Raw genomic sequence first — 23,824 nt, 5'->3', positions numbered from 1 at the left:
AAATTATTACACCAACCTTTGAGCAATAAGTAGAAGAGATAGATAATTCTCTACCTAAGTCTTTTGACGCATCTTGAATATCAGCCACCATTTCCTATAAAAAACGGATCTTAAAGTAGGTGTTTTCAGTAAAATTTAATGAGTAATAATAAATTTTTGGATGAAATGCCTAAGTTAACACGATCGCTATTTTTACCAATGTCTGTGTTTTTCCCCCTCAAAGGTAAGTAATTTTGATTGAAGTACTATTCAATTAATTGAATTAATATCACAAAAAAATAAAAACATTGAAAGAAAAAGGCTTGAAAGGCTATCTATATGCCCAATCGTACTATTAAAAATTTAAGAGAATTGAACATGAACATGATCATTAAAAATTTTACCGCATTCACCTTTATGAGTTGTTTGTTGTTATTTACCGCAAGTGCCCATGCTGAATCAGAAATATATACAGAGTATTTCAGTGATGTTGCCGTTTCGGGTTACGACTCAGTCGCTTATTTCGAACAAGGTAAGCCAGTAAAAGGAGATAGCGACTATAGCTTTGAATACAAAAAAGCAACTTGGCAGTTTAGCTCTCAAGCCCATTTGGCACTTTTTAAAGCGAATCCAGAAAAATATGCGCCACAATACGGTGGTTATTGCGCTTGGGCTGCTGCAGATGGCCGTACAGCCAGTGGTGATCCTCTACAGTGGACAATAATTGATAATAAACTTTACTTAAACTATAACGCTGCAGTTAAAGAAGATTGGTTAAAAGACGCTGAAAAATTCATTATTGAAGCCGATAATAACTGGCCTGAACTTTTAAAATAACCGCCTAATAGAGAAAGAGAATAATTATGAAAAATCGCATTATCCCCATTTTTAGTTGGGTCGTTGTCGCATGGACTTGTAAGGTATTTTTATCTTCATTGCCATATAAATTTTCTGGTCATCCCGATACCCAACATATATTCGGTACCATAGGTGTATGGATGCAAGAAACAATAAATCCTGGCCTTGGCCAATGGTTTGTCGGCCATGGCGCTGTCGCTGTTGGCATATTCGAACTGACTGCATCGTTATTATTGTTATCTCCGATTGCCTTTTGGGCAGTAAAAAAACTCAATTTAGTAAAAAATGTACCATCACGCGCATTGATTCATACCCTTGGTGGCTTGTTGTCCGCTGGTGTCATGGCGGGTGCAATGTTTTTTCACTTAGTAACACCATTAGGCATTGAAGTATTGCATAACGGCATAAGCGACGGTGGTTCACTGTTTTATGCGGCAGTATCTATATTTATTTTAGGGCTTATTTCAGCAACCCTTAATGGCGCCATTGTACGTCGTCAGTATAATTAACCAATAACTAAGGCTGTGTAGGTAGATGATTATTCGAATATTACTTATTTTAAGCTACGTCGTATCATGCATTCGATTGTGCGTTAAACCTTGGTATTACTTTCGATTAAACGCCCCTTACTTCAATGAAAGTAAGGGACTATTTTCTAAATTAGATATCGACCGTTTGATCCCTAATCAGTGGCGCGTGGAGCAATGGGTGGATGACGGTACGCGCGAGCCAACGGAATTTCCTGTATTTGTTAAACCCGAATGGGGTCAAAATTCACGAGGGATATCTCGTGCCGACAACTTAATGCAAATGCAGCAATTACGCCTGCAACGCAAGGCAAGCAACATGCGTTATTTGGTTCAAGAGGCAGCGCGTGGTGCGATTGAATTTGAAATATTCACTATTGCCAACCATCAAAATTTAGCCAAACACGCGGTGTTATCGGTTACACAGGTGAATAATACAAGTTCAGCTAAATTCCCAATCAACGGGATTTATAACGAAACAACGCAATACCATGACATTACGCCAAAATTGTCTCGCGAGCAGCTTGAAAAAATATCTCAACACGCAAGCGCCATTGGTAAATTTAAAATTTCTCGACTGGGTGTTCGTGCAAACTCAATAGCAGCGTTAGTGGCTGGAGAGTTTGAGGTAATAGAAATTAACTTATTCGTGCCAATGCCGCTCGTTTTATTGTGTCAGCAGCGCCGAACAATTGACAACATACGTTTTGTTTTTAACGCCATGTACGCACTGGCAAATGTCACTAAACAAATTCCTAAAAATCAGCCTCATAAGGCAATATTTTTCAGAAAACTAGGGTTGATGCGTCAACATACCATAAAAGAAAATGAGGTTGGCAATGAAAGCCATTAAGAAATTTATTTACGCGTGGATCAGTCAAAAATTCATGGGTGGATGCAGCAGTTACAATTCATTAGAAACTCGCAAGGGCTGCCGCTCTAAAGAACAGGCGCGCGATGTCTTTTCAAAAGGCAGTATTCCTCATGCCCAGGGTAAAATATTCTTTAACCCTTGGGTTGCTCATCAATTTGCTAAAGAACATGGATTTCCATTAGTTATTAAACCCAATGTAAGTGGTTTCTCTCGTGGCAGTCATTTTCCTATTACTAGCTATGGACAATTATACAAGGCCATTTTTTTGGCTAAACTGTGGTGGCCAACAACAGTGGTTGAGCAGTATTTACAAGGGAAAAACTACCGTGTGGTAGTCATTAAAGGCCAAGTAATGTCGGTGATTGAACGTTTTGCTCCCTTTGTTATGGGCGACGGAAAAACGACAATTCATCAACTTATTGATCAAGAAAATGTAGTGCGTGAATCAATGAAGCTGTTTCCGTGTATTTCACCCCTTAAGAAAAATGCCATCACAGTTAAGTTTTTGAAGAAACAAAACTTAACGTTAGACGACATTCCTGCTGAAGGTGAAGTGATCACTTTGTTTTATCGTATTTCATTAGCACCAGGTGGTGTTGTTAAAACGATTGATAAAACAACTATATCGATGAAAAACACAGCGTTATTTTTAAAAGTACTAGACTTGTTTGACGCCAATATATTAGGCATTGATGTTATTTTTGAACACGACATTACCAAAGATTATAGCGATCAAAAATGCATATTTTTAGAAGTGAACTCACGACCTTATTTAAAAATGCATGATTACCCTCGTTTTGGTAAGAAAGAAGATTTAACACCCTATTTTAAGCAGCTTGAACAGCTTGATATTAGTCAGGCAGATATTTTCTAATGACGGGAGTTGCTCGGTTATTTTATCGCTTTGCTGGTATTCATTCACTATTAATAGGTTTGTTACCGTTTTTCATTCCCGTTTTGTTATGGCAGCAAGGTTATCGATTAACTGAAGTTAGTGCATTTATAGCACTGACGGGTGTTGGTTTTATGATAGCCCTTATGGGCTGGAAAGCACTATATGATCGCCGCCATTGGCGCACTATTTTAATTGCTTCTTTTGTGGCTGAATTAGCTTTAGTTGCTAGTTTAATCCTAATAATCTTTTTAATAGAATCCAGCGTTACAGTGTTTGTATTAGCAGCTTTGGTTAACGGTATTTACAATTGTTTTTATTGGATCACCCAACGTACTTTATTTAGTGCTATGACCCAATCTAAAACCGGCAGCCAAGCAGAAAATAAAACAGGAAAACAATTCGGTAACTTTCAGATTGTTATCGTTATATTTTTAAAAATAGGCATATTAATGGGCGGGTATTTTCTCGCACAGCGACAAACACTGTGGTTATTGGTTATTAGTACCTTACTCTCAGTAGCGGCATATTATGCCTTATGTAAACAGGCTAAATATAACGAGAGTCAGCTAACGCCAATTGATAACGCTGCCATAATCGATTGGCGACAAAAAGTAGTCTTTACCATCGATGGTGTTTTTCTATTTTGTGAGAGTTATTTCTGGGTATTAACGCTATTTTTCATCACGGACAACAATGTAATGGATCTGGGTTTGTTGGTGGTTGGATTGACGGTTGTATTGAGTATCATTTTTTGGGGAATTAAAAATACCATAGATAAGTTAAATCAACGCTACGTGTTCTACTCAGCCATCGTGTTATATGCCGTATCCTGGGTTATTAGAGGCAGTGTTACCAGCTTCACCGAACACTATGTTTTGTTGGCGAGCATTATTGTTATTGCCTTTTTAACCACTTTTTTTAGGTTGAGTTTTAACAAACAGTTTTTTGATGATGCTAATGCACAGCAACCCTTAGCATTTATCATAAAGAAAAGTTATTTGTCTCAAAGAGGGCTTGTGGTGTTTTTTACGCTGTTGTCATTGGTTTTAATGATAATGGGTGAATCGGATAATACCTTAGCTTTATTTTATTGGTGTTTAGCGCCAATAGCAGTGTTGTATGGGATGTATCCCTTACGACATCAAACACATTTGCAGTCGGAATTGAATAATGAATAAAATAATTAACGGTAGCATCGAATCATTAGACCAAATGATAGACTTTATCACGGGCCTTAGCGATGAAGCCTATATGATGGCGCCTAAGCCTTTATTTAATAGCTCAATTGGTCAACATTTACGTCATATTCTCGACGTTTATATGGCATTAATGAGCAGTGACAATTTAGAAAAAATTAATTACGATATCCGCCGCAGAGGCTTAGCGCTTGAGACTGTTCGAAGTGAAGGCCTTATTGAATTAAACGTGATACACCAGTGGCTTATAACATTCGATGCAGACTTGTTGACCTTGCCAACTACCGTTCAAAGTGAAGTATCAGTGTGTAGTGAGCAATCAGCACAAATGGCATCATCCATGGGACGTGAATTATGCTTTGCCTCAAGTCATTTAACGCACCATTTAGCGCTGATGGCAGCTATTGCAAAGTTTTTAGGGCATGACGTTAACAATGAATTTGGCGTGGCACCAACCACTGCCACTTTTTTGCGTAGCCAACAGCAAAAGAGTGATACATGTGCACCGTAAGTTGGCTGGTTGATAACAATGATTATCATGTGTTTTTTAACCGCGACGAACAACGAAGTCGAAGCTTGGCCATAGCACCTAAGCCATTAACCATAAATAATACCTCAACCTTAATGCCGATTGATCCCGATGGAAATGGCACTTGGATAAGCACTAATGAGTTTGGCTTAAGTTTATGCTTGTTAAATTATTATCAAGGTATTAAACCTCAAGGCGCTTTGATCAGCCGTGGACTATTAGTGAAAACCTTGTCAGCGAAAAAAACGCTACAAGAGGCGCATCAAGCACTGTCGCAGTCAACACTTAATGATTATGCATCATTTAGCTTATTAGCCTTTGGTTTCGATGCTAGTGGCCAATTTGTGCAACAAACGTGGCAATGGAATGGCGAGCAGTTAACTAAAATAGAACTAAACAGTCCTTTTACTTCCTCATCGGTTGAATTTGAACATGTCAGTACGTCTCGACTAGCCCTCGCAAACCGAATGCCCATGAGGAGTGTTGCTGACTTAGCAATTTATCATCAAAGCCATCAACCTGACAAAAGTCATTTGTCTGCTTGTATGCACCGCACCGATGCAAAAAGCGTTAGTTTTAGTCATATTCATGTCAGCCAACAGCAAAGTTTTTTTCATTATAAAAACGCATCACCCTGCTCTAGCCAACCATTTGAAACCTCTGAACTAGCTCGTTAACAACGCTAAAGTAGAAGATGAGTTTGTGTTCATGACTTGCCTGCCAAATCCAAATCTCTTAACTCATATCCCATAACTCATGATCTATAGACATAAAAAAACACGTTACTCCAAAGAAGTTAACGTGCTTTTTATGTCATCAGAAAAGTATTAGCCATAATACTAAACTGACTTTTCTTACTAAATGATAACTTACGGCTTATTAGCTTTTTTTCGCTAACTGCTCTGCAAGGTATAACCATGTTGGTAATACGGTATCTGGGTTTAACGAGACACTATCAATGCCCTGCTCTACTAACCAAGCAGCAAAGTCTTCATGATCTGAAGGTCCTTGACCACAAATACCTACGTATTTACCACGTGCTTTACAGGCTTTTATCGCCATCGCTAGTAATATTTTTATCGCTGGGTCACGCTCATCAAATAAATGCGCGATTAAACCTGAGTCTCTATCTAAACCAAGCGTTAGCTGAGTTAAATCGTTTGAACCAATAGAGAATCCATCAAAATAATCAAGGAACTGATCAGCTAATAGCGCGTTTGATGGTAATTCACACATCATAATAATGCGTAAACCATTCTCGCCACGTTTTAAACCATGCTCAGCTAAAATATCAATAACGGCTGCGGCTTCACCTAACGTACGAACAAACGGGATCATTACTTCAACATTAGTTAAATCCATGTCGTTACGAACACGTTTTATCGCTTCACATTCAAGGGCAAAACAATCTCTAAAATCTTTAGAGATATAACGCGCAGCACCACGATAACCAATCATAGGGTTTTCTTCATGTGGTTCAAACGCTTCGCCGCCAACAAGGTTAGCGTACTCATTTGATTTGAAATCAGACATACGCACAATCACTTTCTCTGGTGAGTATGCGGCTGCTAACGTAGAAATACCTTCAGTTAGCTTAGCAATATAAAACTCAACAGGGCTTTCGTAACCCACGATAATATCATTAATTTCATCTTGTAATTCAGCAGGCTGAGTATCGAAATTAAGCAGTGCTTTAGGGTGAATACCAATCATTTTATTGATAATAAATTCTAAGCGCGCTAAACCAATACCAGCATGAGGTAAACGGGCAAAAGCAAAAGCTCTGTCTGGGTTACCAACATTCATCATGATTTTAAGTGGTAACTCTGGCATATCATTAATTTCAGACGTTTTCACATCGTAATCTAGTTTGCCACGGTAAATAAAACCGGTATCACCTTCAGCACACGAAACTGTTATGTTATCGCCGGCTTTAATAAGCTCAGTCGCATTACCACAACCAACAACCGCAGGAATACCCATTTCACGTGCAATGATAGCAGCATGACAAGTTCTTCCGCCGCGATTAGTTACAATCGCTGAGGCGCGTTTCATGATAGGTTCCCAATCAGGGTCAGTCATATCAGTAACTAATACATCACCCGGTAGAATTTTGTCCATTTCAGCCAGTGACGATAAAACTTTCGCTTCACCGCTACCAATTTTATGACCAATTGAACGTCCTTCACAAACAACTTCTACTTTGTCATCAGTTTTTAATTGGAACTGTTCCATTACGTTGGCATTTTCACGGCTCTTAACCGTTTCAGGACGTGCTTGAACAATATATAGCTTGCCATCTAAGCCATCTTTTGCCCATTCAATATCCATTGGATGACCATAATGCTTTTCAATGATAACCGCTTGTTTAGCTAGTTCTTCAACTTCAGCATCGGTTAATGAAAAACGGTTAGAATCAGCTTCATCAATATCAACAATTTCAACTTGCTTAGAATGTTCTTGGCTATCTGAGTACACCATTTTAATAGCTTTGCTACCAATATTGCGACGTACAACTGCAGGTTTTCCTTTAGCTAAGGTTGGTTTATGAACATAAAATTCATCAGGGTTTACCGCACCCTGCACCACCATTTCACCTAAGCCAAAACTTGAGGTAATGAAAACAACTTGGTCAAAGCCAGACTCAGTATCAATAGAGAACATAACGCCTGAAGCAGAAATATCACTACGCACCATTTGCTGAATACCAGCAGATAAGGCAACACCACGATGGTCATAGCCCTGATGAACACGGTATGAAATAGCTCGGTCATTAAACAATGAAGCAAAAACATGCTTAATAGCAATCATGACTGAATCAAAACCACGAACGTTTAAAAAGGTTTCTTGTTGGCCGGCAAAAGAGGCATCTGGCATATCTTCTGCTGTAGCAGAAGAACGTACTGCAAAAGAAGCATCTTCAGAGAAGTCACCGGCAAGTTTTGCGTATGCAGCTTCAATATCATTCTGCATTTGAGGAAGAAATGGCGTATCAATAATCCATTGACGAATAACAGCACCACATTTGGCTAGCTCATTAACATCATCAACGTCTAAACCATCAAGGAGTTGGTAAATTTTTTCATTAATACCGCTTTGTTCTAAAAATTCATTAAATGCAAATGACGTAGTCGCAAACCCAGTAGGTACTTGCACGCCAACATTAGCTAAGTTCGAAATCATTTCACCAAGCGATGCATTTTTACCACCTACGCGGTCTACATCGTTCATGCCTAAGCTTTGATACCAAAGAACATTTTCTTGCACGTCACTTCTCCAATTAAAAAATAAATTTGATTATTTGTTTATCTATTTATTTGTCGCTGAATACATTCTACACTGCCAGTTGTACAAACTAAAAGACAAAATAAAATATAACTTAAAAGTTTTCATTATACCCTTCACCAATCAAGATGTAGGTTCCAGAGTGCTTGAGCTATTTCAATTTATGGCGCTGTGATGAAATAATGGTTATTGCATTGTATACCCGCTCCACTTGAAGATGCGAGTTTCAGGGTGACTGAGCGATTCATGATCAAGACGCATCTTTTTATTAAGGGTTGTTCCCTTAAAAATAGATGCAACGAAGCGCATGATTTGCTCAGACATCCCCAAAGGGCTGGTTTAGAAACGCTGTATGCTACGTTATTGATTTTGAGAAGGGAACAACCATTCTCTTCAATCAATGCCTTGCCTAAAGGCGTTTATAATTCCAGCTGAATCCTGCATCTTCAAGTGGAACGGGTATATATCACAGCAACAATGAAGTGATGTTGCTTAAATGTTTCGTCGATGGGTTTAAAACGTTCAAAACAACACCAATACTTATAAATAACGATTCAATAAGAAGAATTAATTATGCGATCAGCTTTTTACATTTCGGATGGTACCGCCATAACTTCAGAAGTTTTTGGTCACGCACTACTATCACTTTTCCCTACTGAATTTGAGCACCATACCATTTCGTTTATCGAAACCACTGAGAAAGCGCTCGCTGCAAAAGAGCGGATTAACAAAGCAACCAGCCGCGGTGGTAAACCTGCGTTAGTGTTTCATACCTTTGTAAATAATGAGAACCGTGAAATTATTGAGAGCTGTGATGCCGTCCTGTATAATTTTTTAGAACCGTTTGTTGCCCCACTTGAAAAAGAGTTAGCGATAAAAGCTAAACCTACAACCCATAGAACCCACAGCATTCACGAAAAGAGCTACGATTACCGAATTGAAGCGGTGAACTATGCGTTAACTAATGATGACGGTTCAAACGTCACCAACTATGAGGAAGCAGATGTTATATTGGTAGGGGTTTCACGCTCAGGTAAAACACCAAGTTCACTCTATTTAGCACTGCAATATGGCATCAAAGCAGCAAACTATCCGTTTACCGACGATGATATGGAAGAACTTAAAATCCCTTCCTTTTTAAAGCCTTTTCATAAAAAGTTATTCGGGTTAACCATAGATGCACAGCGCTTAATTGATATTAGAGATGGCCGAATGGCTAACAGTAAATATTCCTCAGCAAGGCAATGTCGTATGGAAGTGAGAGAAGTAGAAAAACTCTATAAAAATGAGCAGATACCTTTCATCAATACCACCAAGCTTTCCGTAGAAGAAATAACCGCTAAGATACTGACTGAAACAGGCTTACAGCGTTACAAATATTAAATTAAATAACGAATAACAGTCTTATATCAATTTATCGATGAGTTATTCAGCTTTTATTACTTCTAATGAGTAATAACAGTTCACATTAGCGACTAATTTAGCTATGTTATCGCGCATAAATTACTTTATGTATGCGCGATATACGCGGCCTTCTGTTAACCTTTAAAGAAGCCAAAGTAAACCAAACTTAATCTAACGATATATTAGAATTTCATGACCATTAAAACTGATGAATTACGCACCACGCTAATTGAAAATTTAGTCTCCCCTGCACAGCTTGCTGAAGAAATTCCTTTAAGTACGGCAACTGCAGATTTTATTATGCAAAGCCGCAAAGAAATTGAAGCGGTCATTAGTGGTGAAGACAAGCGTTTATTAGTCATTATCGGCCCTTGCTCTATTCACGACACCACAGCTGCAATTGATTACGCTAAAAAACTCACCGTATTACGTGACAAGTATAAAAATGAATTACTCATTGTTATGCGCGTTTACTTTGAAAAACCACGTACTACCGTTGGTTGGAAAGGTTTAATTAGCGATCCTGATTTAGACAAGTCATTTCATGTTGCCAAAGGGCTAAAACTTGCCCGTAACTTATTAGTCGAAATTAATGACTTAGGACTACCTGCAGGTACTGAATTTTTAGATATGGTTACCGGTCAGTATATTTCTGATTTAATCAGCTGGGGCGCTATTGGTGCGCGTACTACAGAAAGCCAAGTTCACCGAGAATTAGCTTCTGCGCTGTCTTGCCCTGTTGGCTTTAAAAATGGTACTGACGGTAATGTTAAAATTGCCCTTGACGCTATTCAAGCCTCAAGCGTTCCACACGTATTATATTCTCCGGATAAAAGTGGTCAAATGTGTATTTACCAAACCCATGGTAATCCATTTGCTCATGTAATTTTACGTGGTGGCAAAGTACCTAATTATCATGCTGCTGATATTAAAGATACTCGCCAGAGACTTGAAAAAGCATCATTACCGCAAAGTATTATGGTTGATTGTAGCCATGGTAATAGCTATAAAGATCACAATAAACAAATTGATGTTGCGCGCTCTATTGCTGATCAGATAAGCCAAGGTGAAGACAGCCTTTTTGGTGTCATGATTGAAAGCTTTATTGAAGAAGGTAATCAAGCAGTAAAGGCTGGTACGCCGTTAACCTACGGAAAAAGTATTACTGATGCTTGTATTGATTTAACTGTCAGTGACACTATATTAGCGTTATTGGCTGATTCGGTGAAAACACGTTTCGAATAAATGTAAATCAGTTTACCTTTATTCAAATAAAAAACCTTAGCCAAAAGCTAAGGTTTTTTTTATTGTGGTGTTTCTTGATTATGGTGATATGCGGTGATAAAAGATCGCACTCATCTATTGTTGTTAACAGAAAAGATTAACTAATAGCTAAAGCTAGGCGAACAAATTATATTTTCTCTAACAAACCATCACTTGCTGCTTCCACTAGATCTAGCACATAATCAAAACCTTTAGCGCCGCCATAATACGGATCTGGCACCTGATCTTCTTCATGTTCGCTAGCAAAATTTAGCATTAGCTGTATTTTGTCATGCATCGCTGGTGGCGCTACTTTTTTTAGCTCTTCAACGTTGTCATAGTCCATTGCTAGAATAAGGTCAAAGTCGGTAAAATCTTGCACCGTCACTTTACGTGCTTTAATGCCATCAAAAGAATAACCGCGCGCAACACCCGCTTTTTGAGCGCGATGATCAGGTTTTTGTTTCGCATGTGCACCCACAGTACCCGCAGAATCAACTTTTAATGCCAAACCTTTTGCTTGCATTTTATGTCTAAAAACAGCTTCAGCACTGGGTGAACGACAGATATTGCCCATACACACAAACAAAATACTACTTATATCTTTATAATTCATAAACTTATATACCAATTTCCATGTATTTAACATGTGATTCTTTAGTGTTTACACGCTAACAAAATCAATGACTTATGTTTTCTTTTGTATTTTTTATGAAACTATTTTGAGCTGTTTTAATAAAAAGGTAAAGGATAATTTTCTGTAGATAGTTACTTTACATCAAACTAAAGTAATTAATTAAAACCAACGAACAAAATTATTAGTCATTAAAATGAAATTAGACTAGTTTTAGATTGGCATAGTCTGACTGGCTTATTATAAAGTTACCTGCACTGTCACCTAGGTGACACCTTTTACTCGTCATTATTATACAGTCCAATTATGATTTTTTGATTGGACTATATTATGTCAGCACCTATTCTTAACCGCTGCGATATTGAGTTTTTCCTTGACGAGATGTTTGACGTGGAATCGTTAACTAATCGTGAGAAATACCAAGATCATGACCGAACGACTATCAATGGTGCAATAGACACCGCTCAATCGATAACTGACAATAAAGCGGAAATATTACAAAATCATGGCCTATTAACAGTCGGTGAAACGGTCGAGTCAGCCGTGTGGTGGTTTATTGCAATGGAACGATGTTGCCAAGTTCAATTATTAGCACAAGCGGCAAAAACACCAAAACTAACATGTCTATCTGCTCTGAGAATGCTACCTTATATCACATTCGAGACATTAGTACTAAAGGGCTAAGACTAAATCCGGATTAGAGTTTGTATCGATAACGCCCAGCTTTAGTCACTAATTATGCCGAGTCATACTTATTTGGGCTTTTCTTCGTGAACAAGCATATTCATGAATTTTTCAAACCGCCTTAGTCTGGTTTCGGGCTTCTTTGCACTTATCAATCCGTAAGCGATAACATAACGACTGGATTTATTGAGCGTTTCAAAAAACGCTTTAGCATTCGACTTATTCTCCAGTGCCGCCAGGAAATCTGCAGGTACTTCCATTTCACTTACTACATAGGCGTTTTCCCAACGACCGTCCGCTTTTGCAGCACGAATATGCACGAGTCCTGATTCCATCATCCGCTCTTCACTTATCAATCGTTCAGCATGCTCTGTGTTCCTTTTAGACCAATTGCTTCGCATTTTTCTGGGAGTAATGCGCTGAAGATAGGCTTGGTCATCGATTGACTTCTTGATACCATCAATCCAACCCCAACATAGAACCTCGATCACGACATCATTCCAAGTCACACTCTCAATCCCAGTATTTTTTTTGTATATCTTCACCCATAGTTCTCTTTCAGAGCCATGATTCACCTTTAGCCACTCACCGAGATCTTTCGGTGTGGTAAACGTCTTGATTCTCAATGGATCTGGTTCAGGCATCTGAGCCCTCCGCTCGCTTAATGGATGAAGGTACTATTAATTTATGCATAGGCTTCACGAAAAACATATATAATTTACCAAGAAAATTATGAACATGCACCACAGTCGACATTGAAACTTCATGGGGTTTACCCACTTCGGTATACACGGAAACATTTACATCCAAATGTTTATCCGAATCACCTAAAATAATTTCATTGTCACTTAAAAAAAGTAAGGTAAAGATCCCAACCCTATCACCTACTTGATATTCACAAAGTAGTTTATTTGCGTCTAAGTCACCTAAATGACCAATATTATTCAACCCAAATACTGATACAATTTTATTTCGACTGGCCATTAAAAAATTAACCCAACTAGGTATTTTAGATGCGTGGTCTATCCAAATTTGAAGTGCAACTCTGCCTGGTTTGCTTGAACAAAAATAGTATGAGTCTGAGTAATAGGAACCACTAAGGGTTTTAAATACCTCACTGTTAATTGGGACACTTACTTTCTTAACAGGAAACGCCATAGTCAGATACTCTGTTGATGCCAAACGGCCCAATAAGGGGCTAAGAATTGTATGTTAAAAGTGAAGCTGAACGGAACCGAGCAAACGGTGAGCAGTCCCGCTTAATTGGCTGGTTAGCAATACGGTTACATGCCAACAAGGGTTGCATACAAACCGAAAACAGCCAAGAACCAAAATACAACTCCTAATGCTAACCAAAAATAATTTAAGCCCGTTAGATTGCTATTTGATTCGCCATGTACATCTTCACCAGCAAAGTTTGCCAAAGATTGCGCTTGATACAAAACCCAACACGATACAGGTAGAATTAATAAGCTAAAGTAAAAGGTTATTGGGTTGCCGTAGCCATTATCTGAAAATTGACCAAAAATTTGGCAACCAATAGTAAATACCACATATATGGTTGCCAAATAATTAATGCTTTTAGGCTTTTCTCCAGTTTTGTTTGTGTATTTCATTTCGAATAAAGCAAACAAAGAATGAGTAAAGAAGATAGAAAATATTCCCCTCATAATTGGCCACATATCTTCATTCGCACTTTTTTTGTATTGGCTCCAATGTTTAAAGAACCAATAAACGGTATATAGACTAAATGTGCCGATGAATAAAATTAAGAATTTTTTTGGGGATACTACATAAAATTCCATTTCATTTGATTTAACTTGAGATTCAGCTTCAGAACTTTCGTTACTTGCTTGCATTGCTACTCCTTGCTGATGTATTGCTAACACTTGCTTAAGCAGAAAATATAGTTGGCTATAATGTTTGAGGAACGAAAAACAGCCAACTGTAGATTAAATCGCTTTATTGATTTCTTGTTTTTGAAAATAGTTATTAAGCACCAATGATTGCAGTAAACTTGTAACGCTAGATGTTGCCCAATATAAGCCGATAGCTGATGGGAAACTGATTAAGGTAATAATACAAATAATAGCGGGAATAATAAATAATAAGGTGCTTGTTTGCTCAGCACTACCAGGCATCATGATCATAGAAAAATAGGTAATAACTCCGACCAATAATGCGAGTGCAACATCTGGCTTTGCAATATTAGCAATCCAAGCAAACTTACTATTAAACACTATCTGTTGAAGAGCTTGGAACATGCCAAAACCAAAAACGCCCTGACTGGCGATATTAATAACACTCTTTTTATCTAGAATTTTAATGTTGTTCTTTTTATATAACGCCATTGTAGATTTGGCTATTTCATTAGGTTTATCTTTATGTATAACTTTTATTTTATCCAATTCTGGTTTTAATGCTGATATTGCCTTTTTATTTCTATACATATTCGCCATAGCTAAAAGATTAATTGGCATTAAAACCAAGCGACCTATCAGAGTGAACAAAATGATTGCCACAGCCTCACCAACACCCACTTCGTGGGTCAAAAACGCTATAGACTGCACAATAAAACTTGTAAAAAAATTCCAAATATCCATTTCTACTTCCTTTTTTGACATATTATGTCAAAAATAACCAGTAAGACATATTATGTCAAGTGATTTTTATTGGTACTTTTTGATACTGAAACATGTTGAAATTATAAAACCGACAGTTTTAAAAGCATGTAACGCACCCCAATAAACGGCTAAAAATTGTTTACTAAAATATTTGAATCACGAACAACAGCCAGCTGTTATTTGTTACTTTATACACCCTCTTAGTGCTGTCATGCCTCCCAACTAAATCCCTTTGGATACTGGTGTATTCCATCGAAATCACCTTTTGTAACTGAAACACCATTGTTCTTTGCAATAGCATATACCATGCTGATATGAAAAAAGAAATTGGGGAGCACAAATGAAGACATATATTCTGAAGCTGGCATAGATATTTCTTTAAACCCAGCAGTGTCTTGAACGTTGATGTTTAGCTGTTCTAATGTTGGTTCAGACAATTTATTAATATAATCAATTGCGGTTACAACATACGTTTTAAGTCCGCAAAAACTATCAATATCACCCTCTAACTCTTTATATTCTTTACCAGATAAAGGACAACAAGCTCTTAAAGCAAAATTTGTTGCGATTTTTGCTTGTACGTTGAATGGAAACATATCATCAACAAGTCTTGCATTAAGCAACTCTGATTCATTTACAGAGCTATCTTCAACTTTTTCGATAAGCTTATGAAGAAGCTCTAAATGCTTCAAAAATATATCTCGATGTTTAATATACAAATCAATTCTCGATAGCACTAACGCTTGATTAACAGGAAAAAATAGTTGGCTAAAATAAGCTACGCAGGAGCAAAAACCAACTGTTATTTGTCCTGCTTTAACAACTTTTAGCTTTGATTAGAAATAAAAATTTAATCCTATTGCACCGTAATTTGTATCTGACGCCACATTAAATTCTGATTTTATCTCAATCATTTTATTGAACTTATATGAAAGGCCTGCTCCAAATAATACTCCTCCACTTGAGTCGTCTGAAAAGTTATTTGTAATTGGAACTGCCGTTACATCACTACTTTGGGAGAAATAGCCTAGTTTTCCTATAAGATTAAAATTCCCGATAGGATATGTATAAAGTGCTGAGAGTGAAATTGCATCACTATCGATTGAGTATTTCACATTAGACTTGGTCGTGTCATAACCACCTAGATCTAGATAGCTTGCTTCAACAGCAAACGATGAGTTTATTTTGTACCCCAAGTGAACCTCATAGCCTGAATTATATTCAGACTCTCCAGCTAAGTCAGTTTCAGCACTTAAAACTGATGCACCTGCATAATATCCTGATGTATCAGCTAAGACACTTGTTGTGAATAGAGTACTTAAAATGGCAGATATAATCCTTATTTTCATTTGTTATTCCTTTAGTTAATTAAATACTACAGTTTGATTTTAAAGCTAACGCCCAAATAACAGGCTAAGTAATAGTTGGCTGAAATTGTGTAGCTAAGCGAAACGTAGCCAAATGTTAACTGTGATCTTCCCCCGATAAAGTGGACACCATCCACTTTAATTCACCGCCAATTCAAACTCAGCAGGTGTTTTATATCCTAAACTTGAATGCAATCGTTGTCTATTGTAAAAATAGTTCATGTAACCTTTTAATTTTGAATGTAATTTATCAGTAGTCGCGAAGACATTCCCTCTGATTAAATCAGCTTTTAATGAATGAAAAAATGATTCAACTTCAGCATTATCAGTACAACAACCTGGACGGTTCATACTCGCCGTAATGTTATGTTTAACTAAGAACTGCTGCACTACATGTGCTCGATATTCAGCGCCTCTGTCAGTATGAAATAACAAGGGTTGTGTCGGTTTACGCTTCTTTATTGCTAGCTGCAGCGCTTTCAGTGTCAGCGCTGTTGATTTGTTCTGACCAAAAGCCCAACCAATGATACGACGTGAAAATAAATCTAATACAACGGCTAAGTAATACCATCGCACTCCTACTTTCAGGTACGTAATATCTCCCGACCATTGCTGATTGATAGCATCAGGCTTACTTATGTTTTTACGATTGTTTTTGATCGCTTTATAAAAGAACTTCACCTTAGCTGGCCTGCTATAAGTCTTGAGCGCTCTAGCGCGTAAGCCATTTTCTCGCATCAACCGTGCAACACGCTTCTCACTCGTTGTAATACCTTCACGCTTTAATGCATGAAATACGCGTGGGCTGCCGTAGGTTTGATGATTGTTATTAAAGACTTGTTTGATATTTAAAAGTAAATCCGCATCATTAATAGCACGCATTGAACGTGGACGTCGTCGCCATGCATAAAAGCCACTACGAGAGACATCAAGCCATGAGCAAAGGTATTTAACACCTAAGGCTTCTTTGTGTTTTTCGATGAATCCAAATCGTTCTGATGGACTTCCGCCAGATACCGTTGCCACTTTTTTAGTAAATCATTTTCCATTTTTAAACGGTCGTTTTCTTTTTGCAGCTGTTTAATTTTATTTAGTTCTTTCTTTGTGGGGATTTTACTCATGAGTTCACTATTGCTCTGATAGTGTTGGTTTTTTTTAAACTTCCCTTCTCGGTATTCTTTACGCCAACGGCTTAGCATTAACGGGTGAATATCCAACGCTTGAGCAACATCCTTAGATAACATGTCGTTTCGTAAGCTTAGCTCGACAGCTTTAATTTTGAAATTAACAGGGTAAAACCACGTCTTTTTAGGTTGGGTATATCTAGGCATTTTAGCCTCCTCAATGTTATGAGGAGGTGTCCACTAAAACGGGGGAACTTCACTGTCCTTGTTTATTTTCTTGTTAGGTATTCTTGCGCCTGTAGAAGCAAAAAAATACTGAAGAGACTATACAGGGTAATGAAATAAAAAGAAAAACATCGAACTCAAATTCTAATTTGAACTCCCTTACCATGGAAAATAGAGCGAGAAATACCATAATAATAAACCCATTAACTACACCATATAAAAATGTTAAAAGCCTAGATTTAAAGAAGTACTCATGGAATTTATTTTCGAAAGAGTATTTTGATAAAAAATAATTGATAAAAGCGGCGGGTAAGGATAAAACAGAACCAAAAATAATGGCAAGTGCATACATTAATATTGCAGCAAAAAGGCTAGCGTTAGAATAATACTCAGGATTAAATAAGTTTTTTCCACCAATAAGAGGTATTGAGATTAAAGAAGTAAAACTCCCTAAAAGCATAAAGATTAAAATACTATGCTTTAAAATGTGCTTCCTGCTCATTTGAATACCTAACAGCTTATTATGTATACGTCTCAGTAACACACGCACCATAAATAACATTTAATTCACATTAATATCCCATAATTTCAATGATGTATATACTGAAAATTTTTTATTTTGTTAAAGCTTGGATATTACTGAGAAGTCTCCGGAATACCCAACATGAAATTCAATACAATTATCAATGCATTACAATATAATCCGATGGCTTTCGGGTTAATACTGAGACTTATCAGTAATATGGCGCATGTGAATCTTTAGAAAATATATGGGAATTAGAATAGAGAATAACGTCCGCTTTCGTATCAGAGTGGTAATTAAAAAGGATGATGATTCATAAATCCGACCGCTTTGTGGTAACAATTAAAGTGGGTTAACCGAATTATGAATATGATATTAAAGTAATGAATAGTTCACATGAAAGTCAGCTTGATATTTTGGTCAACAACGCCGGTGCTGCTTGGGGCGCACCCTTTGCAGATTTTCCAGAAGAAGGTTGGGATAAGGTGATGAGTTTTATTGCCAAATCACCCTTTTTTGTCGCACAAAAGTTATTAGCATTATTGTCCGATTCTGCCACAAGTAACAGTCCTTCGAGGGTTATTAATATCGCTTCAATCAATGGTATCAACAACTCTAAAGCAAACAACTATTCATACGCAGCGAGTAAAGCGGCAATTATTCAAATGACACATCACCTTACTGCTGATTTAGTGAAAGACAATATAAACATTAATGCGATAGCTCCGGGGTTCTTCCTAAGTAAGTTAACTGAATATATTGTTAACGAACAAGAAGCACAATTTGATAAAAAAATGGTGCCAAAAGAGCGTTTAGGTCAAACAGAAGATATTGCTGACGCTGCCATATATTTATCCTCACAAGCATCAAGTTGGATGACGGGACACACATTAGTACTAGATGGCGGTGTTATTGCAAACAGTGGTTATGGTGAGTTTTAGACGCTATGTTCTAAACGCTCAATTGATTAATTTCTTTTTAAGTGCTTTCCATCTATATACTGCGTAAATAGTGACAATAGCTAAGACTACAGCGCCTAGTCCTGAGAAAAAACTACCAATAGTGGCTAGCTCGGCCGCTGAAATAGTTGTTGTTTCGGTCACTTTAGCGGTTACTTGCATCGAGATAATCCTTTAATATAAGAGTGCATAATACTGTTATAATCAGCATCAATTAGAGTGCTGTTTTTTCCCAGTTTTTCATACATATAATAGTTACTAAATATTTTTGGCATACTATAAAGATAATTATCTGCCGTTAAAAGACTGTTTTGGTGAAACTTTGATTAAGATCATTAACAACCAGACAATTAATTAACAACATTGATACCACATCATTTACCTAGGAGCACTTAGTGCCAACATCTTCAGTTACATCAGATACGTCAAACAAAAACATTACCGCACCAATAGCTAAAAAAATTCCTCATAAAATGGAAATTCATAATCATCATCGTGTGGATAATTATTATTGGATGCGTGATGACCAGCGTAGCGATGAAGCAGTATTGGCACACCTAAATGATGAAAATAACTATGCTGATGCTATGTTAGCCGAGCAAAAATCGTTACAAGAGTCATTATTTGAAGAGCTTAAAGCCCGTATCGTAAAAGACGATAATACCGTGCCTGAAAAAGATGGTAAATATTGGTATCACAGCGAAATTAATGGTGAACAAGAGTATTCAAATTATTACCGTTCAACCAGCTTTACTGGTGAAAACAAAACTCTGTTATTAGATGTTAATGACCGAGCCAAAGACCATGATTTTTATGATTTAGGGGATTTATCCATCAGCCCTAATGATCAATTAATGACAATATCAGAAGACATTGACAGTCGTCGTATTTACACCATTTACTTTAAAAACCTGAACAAATCTTCTGACTCTGACGACCCTTATTTACCCGATACGCTCATTGAAACTGAAGGACAAATTGTTTGGGCTAATGACAATAAAACCGTATTTTATGTAAAGAAAGACTTAGAGACCTTATTAGGTACGCAAGTTTACCGTCATAAATTAGGCTCGCCACAATCTGATGATGTTCTTGTTTATGAAGAAGACGATCACAGTTTTTACATGAGTTTAGATAAGAGCAGAGATGACTCTCAAATTTATATTTGTTTACATGCCACTGAATCAACACATTATTTAGCACTCAGTGCTGATGAGCCTGATGGTGAGTTTGAAGAGCTCTTTCCGTATCAAGAACAACACGAATACCATGCGGATAAAATGGGTGAACACTTTTATATTGTGACCAATTTTCAAGCTAAAAACTTTAAGTTAATGAAAGCTGCTATCAGTCAGGTTCATGATATAAATAACTGGCAAGAAGTGATCCCTCACAGAAAAGATGTGTTACTAGAGGGTATTGAATTATTCCAAAACTTCACTGTGGTTACCGAACGTGAACATGGCCAAATTCGTTTTATTGTTCACACTACTCAGGGTGAAAATGCAGGTCATCAATATCCTTTGTCTTTTGATGACCCGTGTTATTTTGCTTGTCTTGGTGATAACCCTGAGCCGAAAAGTAGCACCGCAAGATTATATTATTCAAGTTTAACAACACCTGGCTCTTTATTTGAGTTTGACTTAGCTACCGGTGAGCGAAAGCTGCTTAAACAGCAAAAAGTCTTAGGTGACTTTACCAAAGAAGATTATCAATCCGAGCGCTTATTTATTACCGCACGTGATGGTACAGAAGTACCTGTGTCCATTGTTTATCGCAGTGATACTTTTCAAAAGGATGGCTCTAACCCACTATTACAATACGGTTATGGTGCGTATGGCATTACCATAGACCCTGATTTCTCCAGTCAAACGTTAAGCTTACTCGACCGAGGTTTTGTTTACGTTATCGCCCATGTTCGTGGTTCAGAAATGTTGGGAAGAGAATGGTATGAAACCGGTAAAATGGCGCATAAACAAAATACCTTTAATGATTTCATTGATGTTACTAAAGCCCTCGTTGAACAAGGTTATGGTGCTAAAGATAAAATATTTGCTTCTGGCGGCAGTGCTGGTGGTTTATTAATGGGAGCTGTGATCAATCAAGCACCTGAGCTATATTTAGGTATTGGCGCCCATGTGCCCTTTTTAGATGTATTAACGACTATGCTCGATGAAAGCATACCGCTAACCACCAATGAATATGACGAATGGGGTAACCCGAACGAAGCACAGGCTTATCAAAGTATTTTAGCTTATTCGCCCATTGATAATATTAGTGCTCAACACTACCCGCATATACTTGTCACCACGGGGTTGCACGACTCACAAGTGCAATACTTTGAACCAATGAAGTGGGTAGCAAAAATGCGAGAGTTTAAAACAGATGACAACTTGTTGTTATTTAAAACAGATATGGAGGCCGGCCATGGTGGCGCCTCGGGACGTTTTAAAAGTTTAAAAGAAAAAGCCTTGGAGATGAGCTTTTTTATCTCATTATTACCAAAGTAGAATAACCGCATAAATGTTCAATCTTGTTATGCGTGAACGTGCTTTGTGTACTTGCGAATAACAAGAATACTTTAGCGCACCTTTAGCTGAAAAATATGGTCGTTACCTTTTGATAAAAGAAAAGAAATGGAAACTAATGCCAGTAAAGTAAAGAACTTGTTTGGTGAGATGATCCGCTCTGGCATTACCGACAAAACCATTAGAAACGTTAATTTATTGGTCGCAGAAAATATTATTGCTGGTGCTATAGAATCAATTCCTGATATGGCAATAGCGCCAAATGAAATTGATTTAGAGCAAGGCTCCATTGATTTTTTTGATATTTTCTTTAATGGAAATGCCACAACAGCTTAATCTTTACTTCGGTAGTCTTTGTGGTGGAGTTATAATGTTCCATATTGAGTTGTCACGATTAATACAGCAAGTACACAAAGGCCGATAATATTTGCCTTTGTATGACCTCTTTTCCTCAACGTGTTGCTAATTAATGAGTTGAATACACTTTGAGTAAACCTAGCTAAAAACTAGAATGTTTATTGTTCTTAAACAACTTTCAACCAAAGTAATAATTTTATCCTTGGTTTTATTCTTAGTTTTTGCTATTGCTAAGTAAACGAATTAACGTAAAGGAATTACTTATGGTATTGCCACAAACGGATACAATAACTGCGGTTGATAAACAACAAATTAAACAGGCCTCTAATGCCGCACTTGCTTCAATTTTAAACCTCACTTTTTTGCCAGGCATTGCCTTTATTTGGTTAATACTAGCAATCAAGAATATGCCACCAAACAGCATAAGTCACTATCACGCAAAATTAGGTATCAAGCTTAATATTATTGCCTTTATTGCCCTCGGTGTTGTTTCAGTGTTGATGGTAATCTTAGGTGGTTTTGAATCCGCTTGGACTTGGGTTTATGTTATTACTTACTTTACCTTTGTACATACCACCTTTATTATCTTAGCCGTTTGGGCGCTGACGCGTGCTTGGTCTGGATTAAAGTTAAGGTAGTTAAACGTACTCGTTAAGTACTCAAGTCAGTGTCAGCTGTAGCATAATGATTGGGGCTAGTATTATCTCAATAGCCCCTACATTAAAACCTAAAACTTCTGAATTTATTGGTGCAATAACACTACTTTTACCATATCTTGGACACAGTCAGTAATAATCATTACTAACGAACAGAGCTCTCAATCATTGCGCGCAAGAAGGTTTACTTTATTGGATAAACGTACTTTATCCAGCTCATCATACGAAATAATATTTTTCGCACCATAGAAGTATGTAAAAAATCTCCTTTAGGGTTAAAAGCGACGGCTTGACCTTGAACCCCGCGTGGTAAATTGTAATCATCCAAGTTTTCTTCTAGTTCTATTATTGCAATAGTAAAACCGTGAGTTGCTAGGCTGCCTGCACCTCTTAGTACGCCATTACCTTGGTATTCACCTTCAGCCATTGCCGGTAAAATTTCAACAACCTTACCTTTAAAAACGTGTCCAGGTACTGCATCTAAAATAACTTCAGCGTCCAAGCCCTTCTCTAGCCGTAGTAATGAATTCTGCCATATACGGGCGGCAAATCGGCGTTTCTCGGTTGGTATAAAGCTCATCACCGGACGAAGTGCTAATATACCTGCTCGCATTCCGGGTCTAAGTGCTACTTGGGTCGGCATGCCATCAACTGGAGCACGAACAAAAGTACGTTCAAGATCTAACTGAGCTCTGTTTCTAGCAGCTTTTAACTGAGCAACTTGAGTATTTTCACCCAAAATATTCGACTCTGTTAATAAGCGGACTTTTCTTTCAGTCGCTTGAGCTGAATCGAGACTTGCCAGCGCGGCTTCATAAAACTCTCTTCTGTTATCCAGTTCTTGTTGAGTAAAAGGAGAGCTTTCTCCACCTTTTAAGTGCCCTTCCATATAACGATAATAGCTTGCTTTGGTTCTATCTTTATTTGCATCAGCTTTTGCAACTTGTCCTGTAGCAGCAAGTAATGCTTGGTCATTTTGCAGTACTTGATTTTTTGCTTGTTCTACCGCAGCGTCAGCTTTTTCTAATGCTATTGTTTGTTCCTCGTTATACAAGGTAAACAGCACGTCACCTTTTTTAACTTCAATATTTGGAATAACATCTACAGACTTAATATTACCCGCAACTAATGGTGTAATGGGGATAGTTGCAAACACTTCTTTGCCGTATTTAGCATAGGGATGTAAATAGTTCATAATAATCATAATAGAAGACAGTAGAACTACGCCGCCTAAAACAGCGGTTGGTACTGACCATTTGTTTAATGGGATCTTAAACGTTTTGAAAATAGCCACACATAGAGCTGTGTAGGTTAAAATAATGAGCATATCCAT

General features: G+C 37.5%; 25 protein-coding genes. 14 read left to right on the top strand and 11 right to left on the bottom strand.

From position 1 onward, the window contains the following. Positions 1 to 357 precede the first annotated feature (357 nt). From CXF79_RS11465 to CXF79_RS11435, 7 genes are read left to right on the top strand one after another with little or no spacing between them, the layout of a single operon-like run. Positions 358 to 816, top strand: a complete 459-nt coding sequence (locus CXF79_RS11465; RefSeq protein ID WP_101155010.1) for a YHS domain-containing (seleno)protein — start codon at positions 358 to 360, stop codon at positions 814 to 816. A gap of 26 nt (positions 817 to 842) precedes the next feature. Beyond that, the gene (locus CXF79_RS11460; RefSeq protein WP_198560059.1) at positions 843 to 1,346 is read left to right on the top strand and encodes a hypothetical protein; all 504 of its coding nucleotides are present in this window, start codon (positions 843 to 845) and stop codon (positions 1,344 to 1,346) included. 25 nt (positions 1,347 to 1,371) lie between these two features. Continuing rightward, on the top strand, positions 1,372 to 2,217 hold the full coding sequence (locus tag CXF79_RS11455; protein WP_101155006.1) for a hypothetical protein: 846 nt from the start codon (positions 1,372 to 1,374) through the stop codon (positions 2,215 to 2,217). Continuing rightward, on the top strand, positions 2,204 to 3,112 hold the full coding sequence (locus tag CXF79_RS11450; RefSeq protein ID WP_101155004.1) for a cyanophycin synthetase: 909 nt from the start codon (positions 2,204 to 2,206) through the stop codon (positions 3,110 to 3,112). The genes CXF79_RS11455 and CXF79_RS11450 overlap by 14 nt, the downstream gene beginning before the upstream one ends. Continuing rightward, on the top strand, positions 3,112 to 4,311 hold the full coding sequence (locus CXF79_RS11445; RefSeq protein ID WP_101155003.1) for a hypothetical protein: 1,200 nt from the start codon (positions 3,112 to 3,114) through the stop codon (positions 4,309 to 4,311). The genes CXF79_RS11450 and CXF79_RS11445 overlap by 1 nt, the downstream gene beginning before the upstream one ends. Further along, complete coding sequence (locus CXF79_RS11440) at positions 4,304 to 4,840, top strand: DinB family protein (protein ID WP_101155002.1); 537 nt, start codon at positions 4,304 to 4,306, stop codon at positions 4,838 to 4,840. The genes CXF79_RS11445 and CXF79_RS11440 overlap by 8 nt, the downstream gene beginning before the upstream one ends. Continuing rightward, a complete protein-coding gene (locus tag CXF79_RS11435; protein WP_101155001.1) occupies positions 4,828 to 5,535 on the top strand; it encodes an NRDE family protein in 708 nt (235 codons plus the stop codon). Before CXF79_RS11440 ends, CXF79_RS11435 begins: the two co-directional genes overlap by 13 nt. A gap of 202 nt (positions 5,536 to 5,737) precedes the next feature. Here the strand turns inward: CXF79_RS11435 and ppsA are convergent, their stop codons facing one another. Beyond that, positions 5,738 to 8,125, bottom strand: a complete 2,388-nt coding sequence (gene ppsA, locus CXF79_RS11430) for a phosphoenolpyruvate synthase (RefSeq protein WP_101155000.1) — start codon at positions 8,123 to 8,125, stop codon at positions 5,738 to 5,740. Between the two features lie 591 nt (positions 8,126 to 8,716). Here ppsA and ppsR point away from each other — a divergent pair. Both ppsR and CXF79_RS11415 read left to right on the top strand, forming a co-directional pair. Then, positions 8,717 to 9,526 carry a posphoenolpyruvate synthetase regulatory kinase/phosphorylase PpsR gene (ppsR, locus tag CXF79_RS11420; RefSeq protein ID WP_011043801.1) on the top strand — a complete coding sequence of 270 codons (810 nt, stop codon included), beginning with the start codon at positions 8,717 to 8,719 and terminating at the stop codon, positions 9,524 to 9,526. A gap of 213 nt (positions 9,527 to 9,739) precedes the next feature. Then, positions 9,740 to 10,792, top strand: a complete 1,053-nt coding sequence (locus tag CXF79_RS11415; protein WP_011043802.1) for a 3-deoxy-7-phosphoheptulonate synthase — start codon at positions 9,740 to 9,742, stop codon at positions 10,790 to 10,792. A 166-nt stretch (positions 10,793 to 10,958) separates the two neighbouring features. Here the strand turns inward: CXF79_RS11415 and CXF79_RS11410 are convergent, their stop codons facing one another. Further along, a complete protein-coding gene (locus CXF79_RS11410) occupies positions 10,959 to 11,426 on the bottom strand; it encodes a low molecular weight protein-tyrosine-phosphatase (protein WP_011043803.1) in 468 nt (155 codons plus the stop codon). Positions 11,427 to 11,774: 348 nt separating this feature from the next. Here CXF79_RS11410 and CXF79_RS11405 point away from each other — a divergent pair, with 348 nt between their 5' ends. Further along, the gene (locus tag CXF79_RS11405; protein ID WP_101154998.1) at positions 11,775 to 12,128 is read left to right on the top strand and encodes an acyl-CoA dehydrogenase N-terminal domain-containing protein; all 354 of its coding nucleotides are present in this window, start codon (positions 11,775 to 11,777) and stop codon (positions 12,126 to 12,128) included. A gap of 68 nt (positions 12,129 to 12,196) precedes the next feature. Here the strand turns inward: CXF79_RS11405 and CXF79_RS11400 are convergent, their stop codons facing one another. The 7 genes from CXF79_RS11400 to CXF79_RS11370 form a co-directional block, all read right to left on the bottom strand. Further along, positions 12,197 to 12,772: a YdeI/OmpD-associated family protein gene (locus CXF79_RS11400; protein WP_101154997.1), complete on the bottom strand. Its 576-nt coding sequence runs from the start codon at positions 12,770 to 12,772 to the stop codon at positions 12,197 to 12,199. Then, complete coding sequence (locus CXF79_RS11395) at positions 12,765 to 13,286, bottom strand: DUF2867 domain-containing protein (RefSeq protein ID WP_101154996.1); 522 nt, start codon at positions 13,284 to 13,286, stop codon at positions 12,765 to 12,767. Before CXF79_RS11395 ends, CXF79_RS11400 begins: the two co-directional genes overlap by 8 nt. 125 nt (positions 13,287 to 13,411) lie before the next feature. Further along, positions 13,412 to 13,987 carry a hypothetical protein gene (locus CXF79_RS11390; RefSeq protein WP_011043807.1) on the bottom strand — a complete coding sequence of 192 codons (576 nt, stop codon included), beginning with the start codon at positions 13,985 to 13,987 and terminating at the stop codon, positions 13,412 to 13,414. A gap of 93 nt (positions 13,988 to 14,080) precedes the next feature. Further along, positions 14,081 to 14,731 (bottom strand): YidC/Oxa1 family membrane protein insertase, encoded by a 651-nt coding sequence (locus CXF79_RS11385; RefSeq protein WP_011043808.1) that lies wholly within the window; start codon positions 14,729 to 14,731, stop codon positions 14,081 to 14,083. A gap of 230 nt (positions 14,732 to 14,961) precedes the next feature. Beyond that, positions 14,962 to 15,444, bottom strand: coding sequence for a DUF1993 family protein (locus tag CXF79_RS11380; RefSeq protein WP_157825874.1), 483 nt, complete (start codon positions 15,442 to 15,444; stop codon positions 14,962 to 14,964). A 144-nt stretch (positions 15,445 to 15,588) separates the two neighbouring features. Then, entirely contained in the window at positions 15,589 to 16,101 is a 513-nt protein-coding gene (locus CXF79_RS11375; RefSeq protein ID WP_101154994.1) for an outer membrane beta-barrel protein, read from the bottom strand. Positions 16,102 to 16,257: 156 nt separating this feature from the next. Further along, positions 16,258 to 17,450, bottom strand: a protein-coding gene (locus CXF79_RS11370) for an IS3-like element ISCps9 family transposase (RefSeq protein WP_101154993.1) whose coding sequence is annotated in 2 segments (ribosomal slippage) — positions 16,258 to 17,142 and positions 17,145 to 17,450 — 1,191 coding nt in all. Because the reading frame shifts where the segments join, the coding sequence is not laid out codon by codon here. A gap of 924 nt (positions 17,451 to 18,374) precedes the next feature. Between CXF79_RS11370 and CXF79_RS11360 the strand changes: the two genes are divergently transcribed. Then, a complete protein-coding gene (locus CXF79_RS11360; RefSeq protein WP_232769151.1) occupies positions 18,375 to 18,932 on the top strand; it encodes an SDR family oxidoreductase in 558 nt (185 codons plus the stop codon). 18 nt (positions 18,933 to 18,950) lie between these two features. Here CXF79_RS11360 and CXF79_RS23390 read toward each other — a convergent pair whose 3' ends face one another. Beyond that, positions 18,951 to 19,112 carry a hypothetical protein gene (locus CXF79_RS23390; RefSeq protein ID WP_157825873.1) on the bottom strand — a complete coding sequence of 54 codons (162 nt, stop codon included), beginning with the start codon at positions 19,110 to 19,112 and terminating at the stop codon, positions 18,951 to 18,953. Between the two features lie 233 nt (positions 19,113 to 19,345). Here CXF79_RS23390 and CXF79_RS11355 point away from each other — a divergent pair, with 233 nt between their 5' ends. From CXF79_RS11355 to CXF79_RS11345, 3 genes are all read left to right on the top strand, one after another. Beyond that, entirely contained in the window at positions 19,346 to 21,460 is a 2,115-nt protein-coding gene (locus CXF79_RS11355) for a S9 family peptidase (protein ID WP_101154991.1), read from the top strand. Between the two features lie 126 nt (positions 21,461 to 21,586). Beyond that, complete coding sequence (locus tag CXF79_RS11350; RefSeq protein ID WP_198560058.1) at positions 21,587 to 21,814, top strand: hypothetical protein; 228 nt, start codon at positions 21,587 to 21,589, stop codon at positions 21,812 to 21,814. Positions 21,815 to 22,098: 284 nt separating this feature from the next. Beyond that, positions 22,099 to 22,473 carry a hypothetical protein gene (locus CXF79_RS11345; RefSeq protein ID WP_011043816.1) on the top strand — a complete coding sequence of 125 codons (375 nt, stop codon included), beginning with the start codon at positions 22,099 to 22,101 and terminating at the stop codon, positions 22,471 to 22,473. A 202-nt stretch (positions 22,474 to 22,675) separates the two neighbouring features. Here the strand turns inward: CXF79_RS11345 and CXF79_RS11340 are convergent, their stop codons facing one another. Next, positions 22,676 to 23,824 (bottom strand): HlyD family secretion protein, encoded by a 1,149-nt coding sequence (locus CXF79_RS11340; protein ID WP_011043817.1) that lies wholly within the window; start codon positions 23,822 to 23,824, stop codon positions 22,676 to 22,678.

The sequence above is a fragment of the Colwellia sp. Bg11-28 genome (assembly GCF_002836245.1).
In the GTDB taxonomy this organism is placed as follows: Bacteria; Pseudomonadota; Gammaproteobacteria; order Enterobacterales; family Alteromonadaceae; genus Colwellia; species Colwellia psychrerythraea_A.
The sequence above is the reverse complement of the archived record's forward strand: the minus strand, read 5'-3'. Positions and strand labels throughout refer to the sequence as shown.

Excerpts from the sequence above, each read along its gene's own strand:
- CXF79_RS11465 (WP_101155010.1), top strand. The coding sequence starts at position 358 with ATGAACATGATCATTAAAAATTTTACCGCATTCACCTTTATGAGTTGT.
- CXF79_RS11350 (WP_198560058.1), top strand. The coding sequence starts at position 21,587 with ATGGAAACTAATGCCAGTAAAGTAAAGAACTTGTTTGGTGAGATGATC.
- CXF79_RS11390 (WP_011043807.1), bottom strand. The coding sequence starts at position 13,987 with ATGCAAGCAAGTAACGAAAGTTCTGAAGCTGAATCTCAAGTTAAATCA.
- CXF79_RS11345 (WP_011043816.1), top strand. The coding sequence starts at position 22,099 with ATGGTATTGCCACAAACGGATACAATAACTGCGGTTGATAAACAACAA.
- CXF79_RS11395 (WP_101154996.1), bottom strand. The coding sequence starts at position 13,286 with ATGGCGTTTCCTGTTAAGAAAGTAAGTGTCCCAATTAACAGTGAGGTA.
- CXF79_RS11455 (WP_101155006.1), top strand. The coding sequence starts at position 1,372 with ATGATTATTCGAATATTACTTATTTTAAGCTACGTCGTATCATGCATT.
- CXF79_RS11400 (WP_101154997.1), bottom strand. The coding sequence starts at position 12,772 with ATGCCTGAACCAGATCCATTGAGAATCAAGACGTTTACCACACCGAAA.
- CXF79_RS11385 (WP_011043808.1), bottom strand. The coding sequence starts at position 14,731 with ATGGATATTTGGAATTTTTTTACAAGTTTTATTGTGCAGTCTATAGCG.
- CXF79_RS11440 (WP_101155002.1), top strand. The coding sequence starts at position 4,304 with ATGAATAAAATAATTAACGGTAGCATCGAATCATTAGACCAAATGATA.
- CXF79_RS11410 (WP_011043803.1), bottom strand. The coding sequence starts at position 11,426 with ATGAATTATAAAGATATAAGTAGTATTTTGTTTGTGTGTATGGGCAAT.
- CXF79_RS11450 (WP_101155004.1), top strand. The coding sequence starts at position 2,204 with ATGAAAGCCATTAAGAAATTTATTTACGCGTGGATCAGTCAAAAATTC.
- CXF79_RS11405 (WP_101154998.1), top strand. The coding sequence starts at position 11,775 with ATGTCAGCACCTATTCTTAACCGCTGCGATATTGAGTTTTTCCTTGAC.
- CXF79_RS11340 (WP_011043817.1), bottom strand. The coding sequence starts at position 23,824 with ATGGATATGCTCATTATTTTAACCTACACAGCTCTATGTGTGGCTATT.
- CXF79_RS23390 (WP_157825873.1), bottom strand. The coding sequence starts at position 19,112 with ATGCAAGTAACCGCTAAAGTGACCGAAACAACAACTATTTCAGCGGCC.
- ppsR (WP_011043801.1), top strand. The coding sequence starts at position 8,717 with ATGCGATCAGCTTTTTACATTTCGGATGGTACCGCCATAACTTCAGAA.
- CXF79_RS11460 (WP_198560059.1), top strand. The coding sequence starts at position 843 with ATGAAAAATCGCATTATCCCCATTTTTAGTTGGGTCGTTGTCGCATGG.
- CXF79_RS11360 (WP_232769151.1), top strand. The coding sequence starts at position 18,375 with ATGAATAGTTCACATGAAAGTCAGCTTGATATTTTGGTCAACAACGCC.
- CXF79_RS11445 (WP_101155003.1), top strand. The coding sequence starts at position 3,112 with ATGACGGGAGTTGCTCGGTTATTTTATCGCTTTGCTGGTATTCATTCA.
- CXF79_RS11415 (WP_011043802.1), top strand. The coding sequence starts at position 9,740 with ATGACCATTAAAACTGATGAATTACGCACCACGCTAATTGAAAATTTA.
- CXF79_RS11375 (WP_101154994.1), bottom strand. The coding sequence starts at position 16,101 with ATGAAAATAAGGATTATATCTGCCATTTTAAGTACTCTATTCACAACA.
- CXF79_RS11435 (WP_101155001.1), top strand. The coding sequence starts at position 4,828 with ATGTGCACCGTAAGTTGGCTGGTTGATAACAATGATTATCATGTGTTT.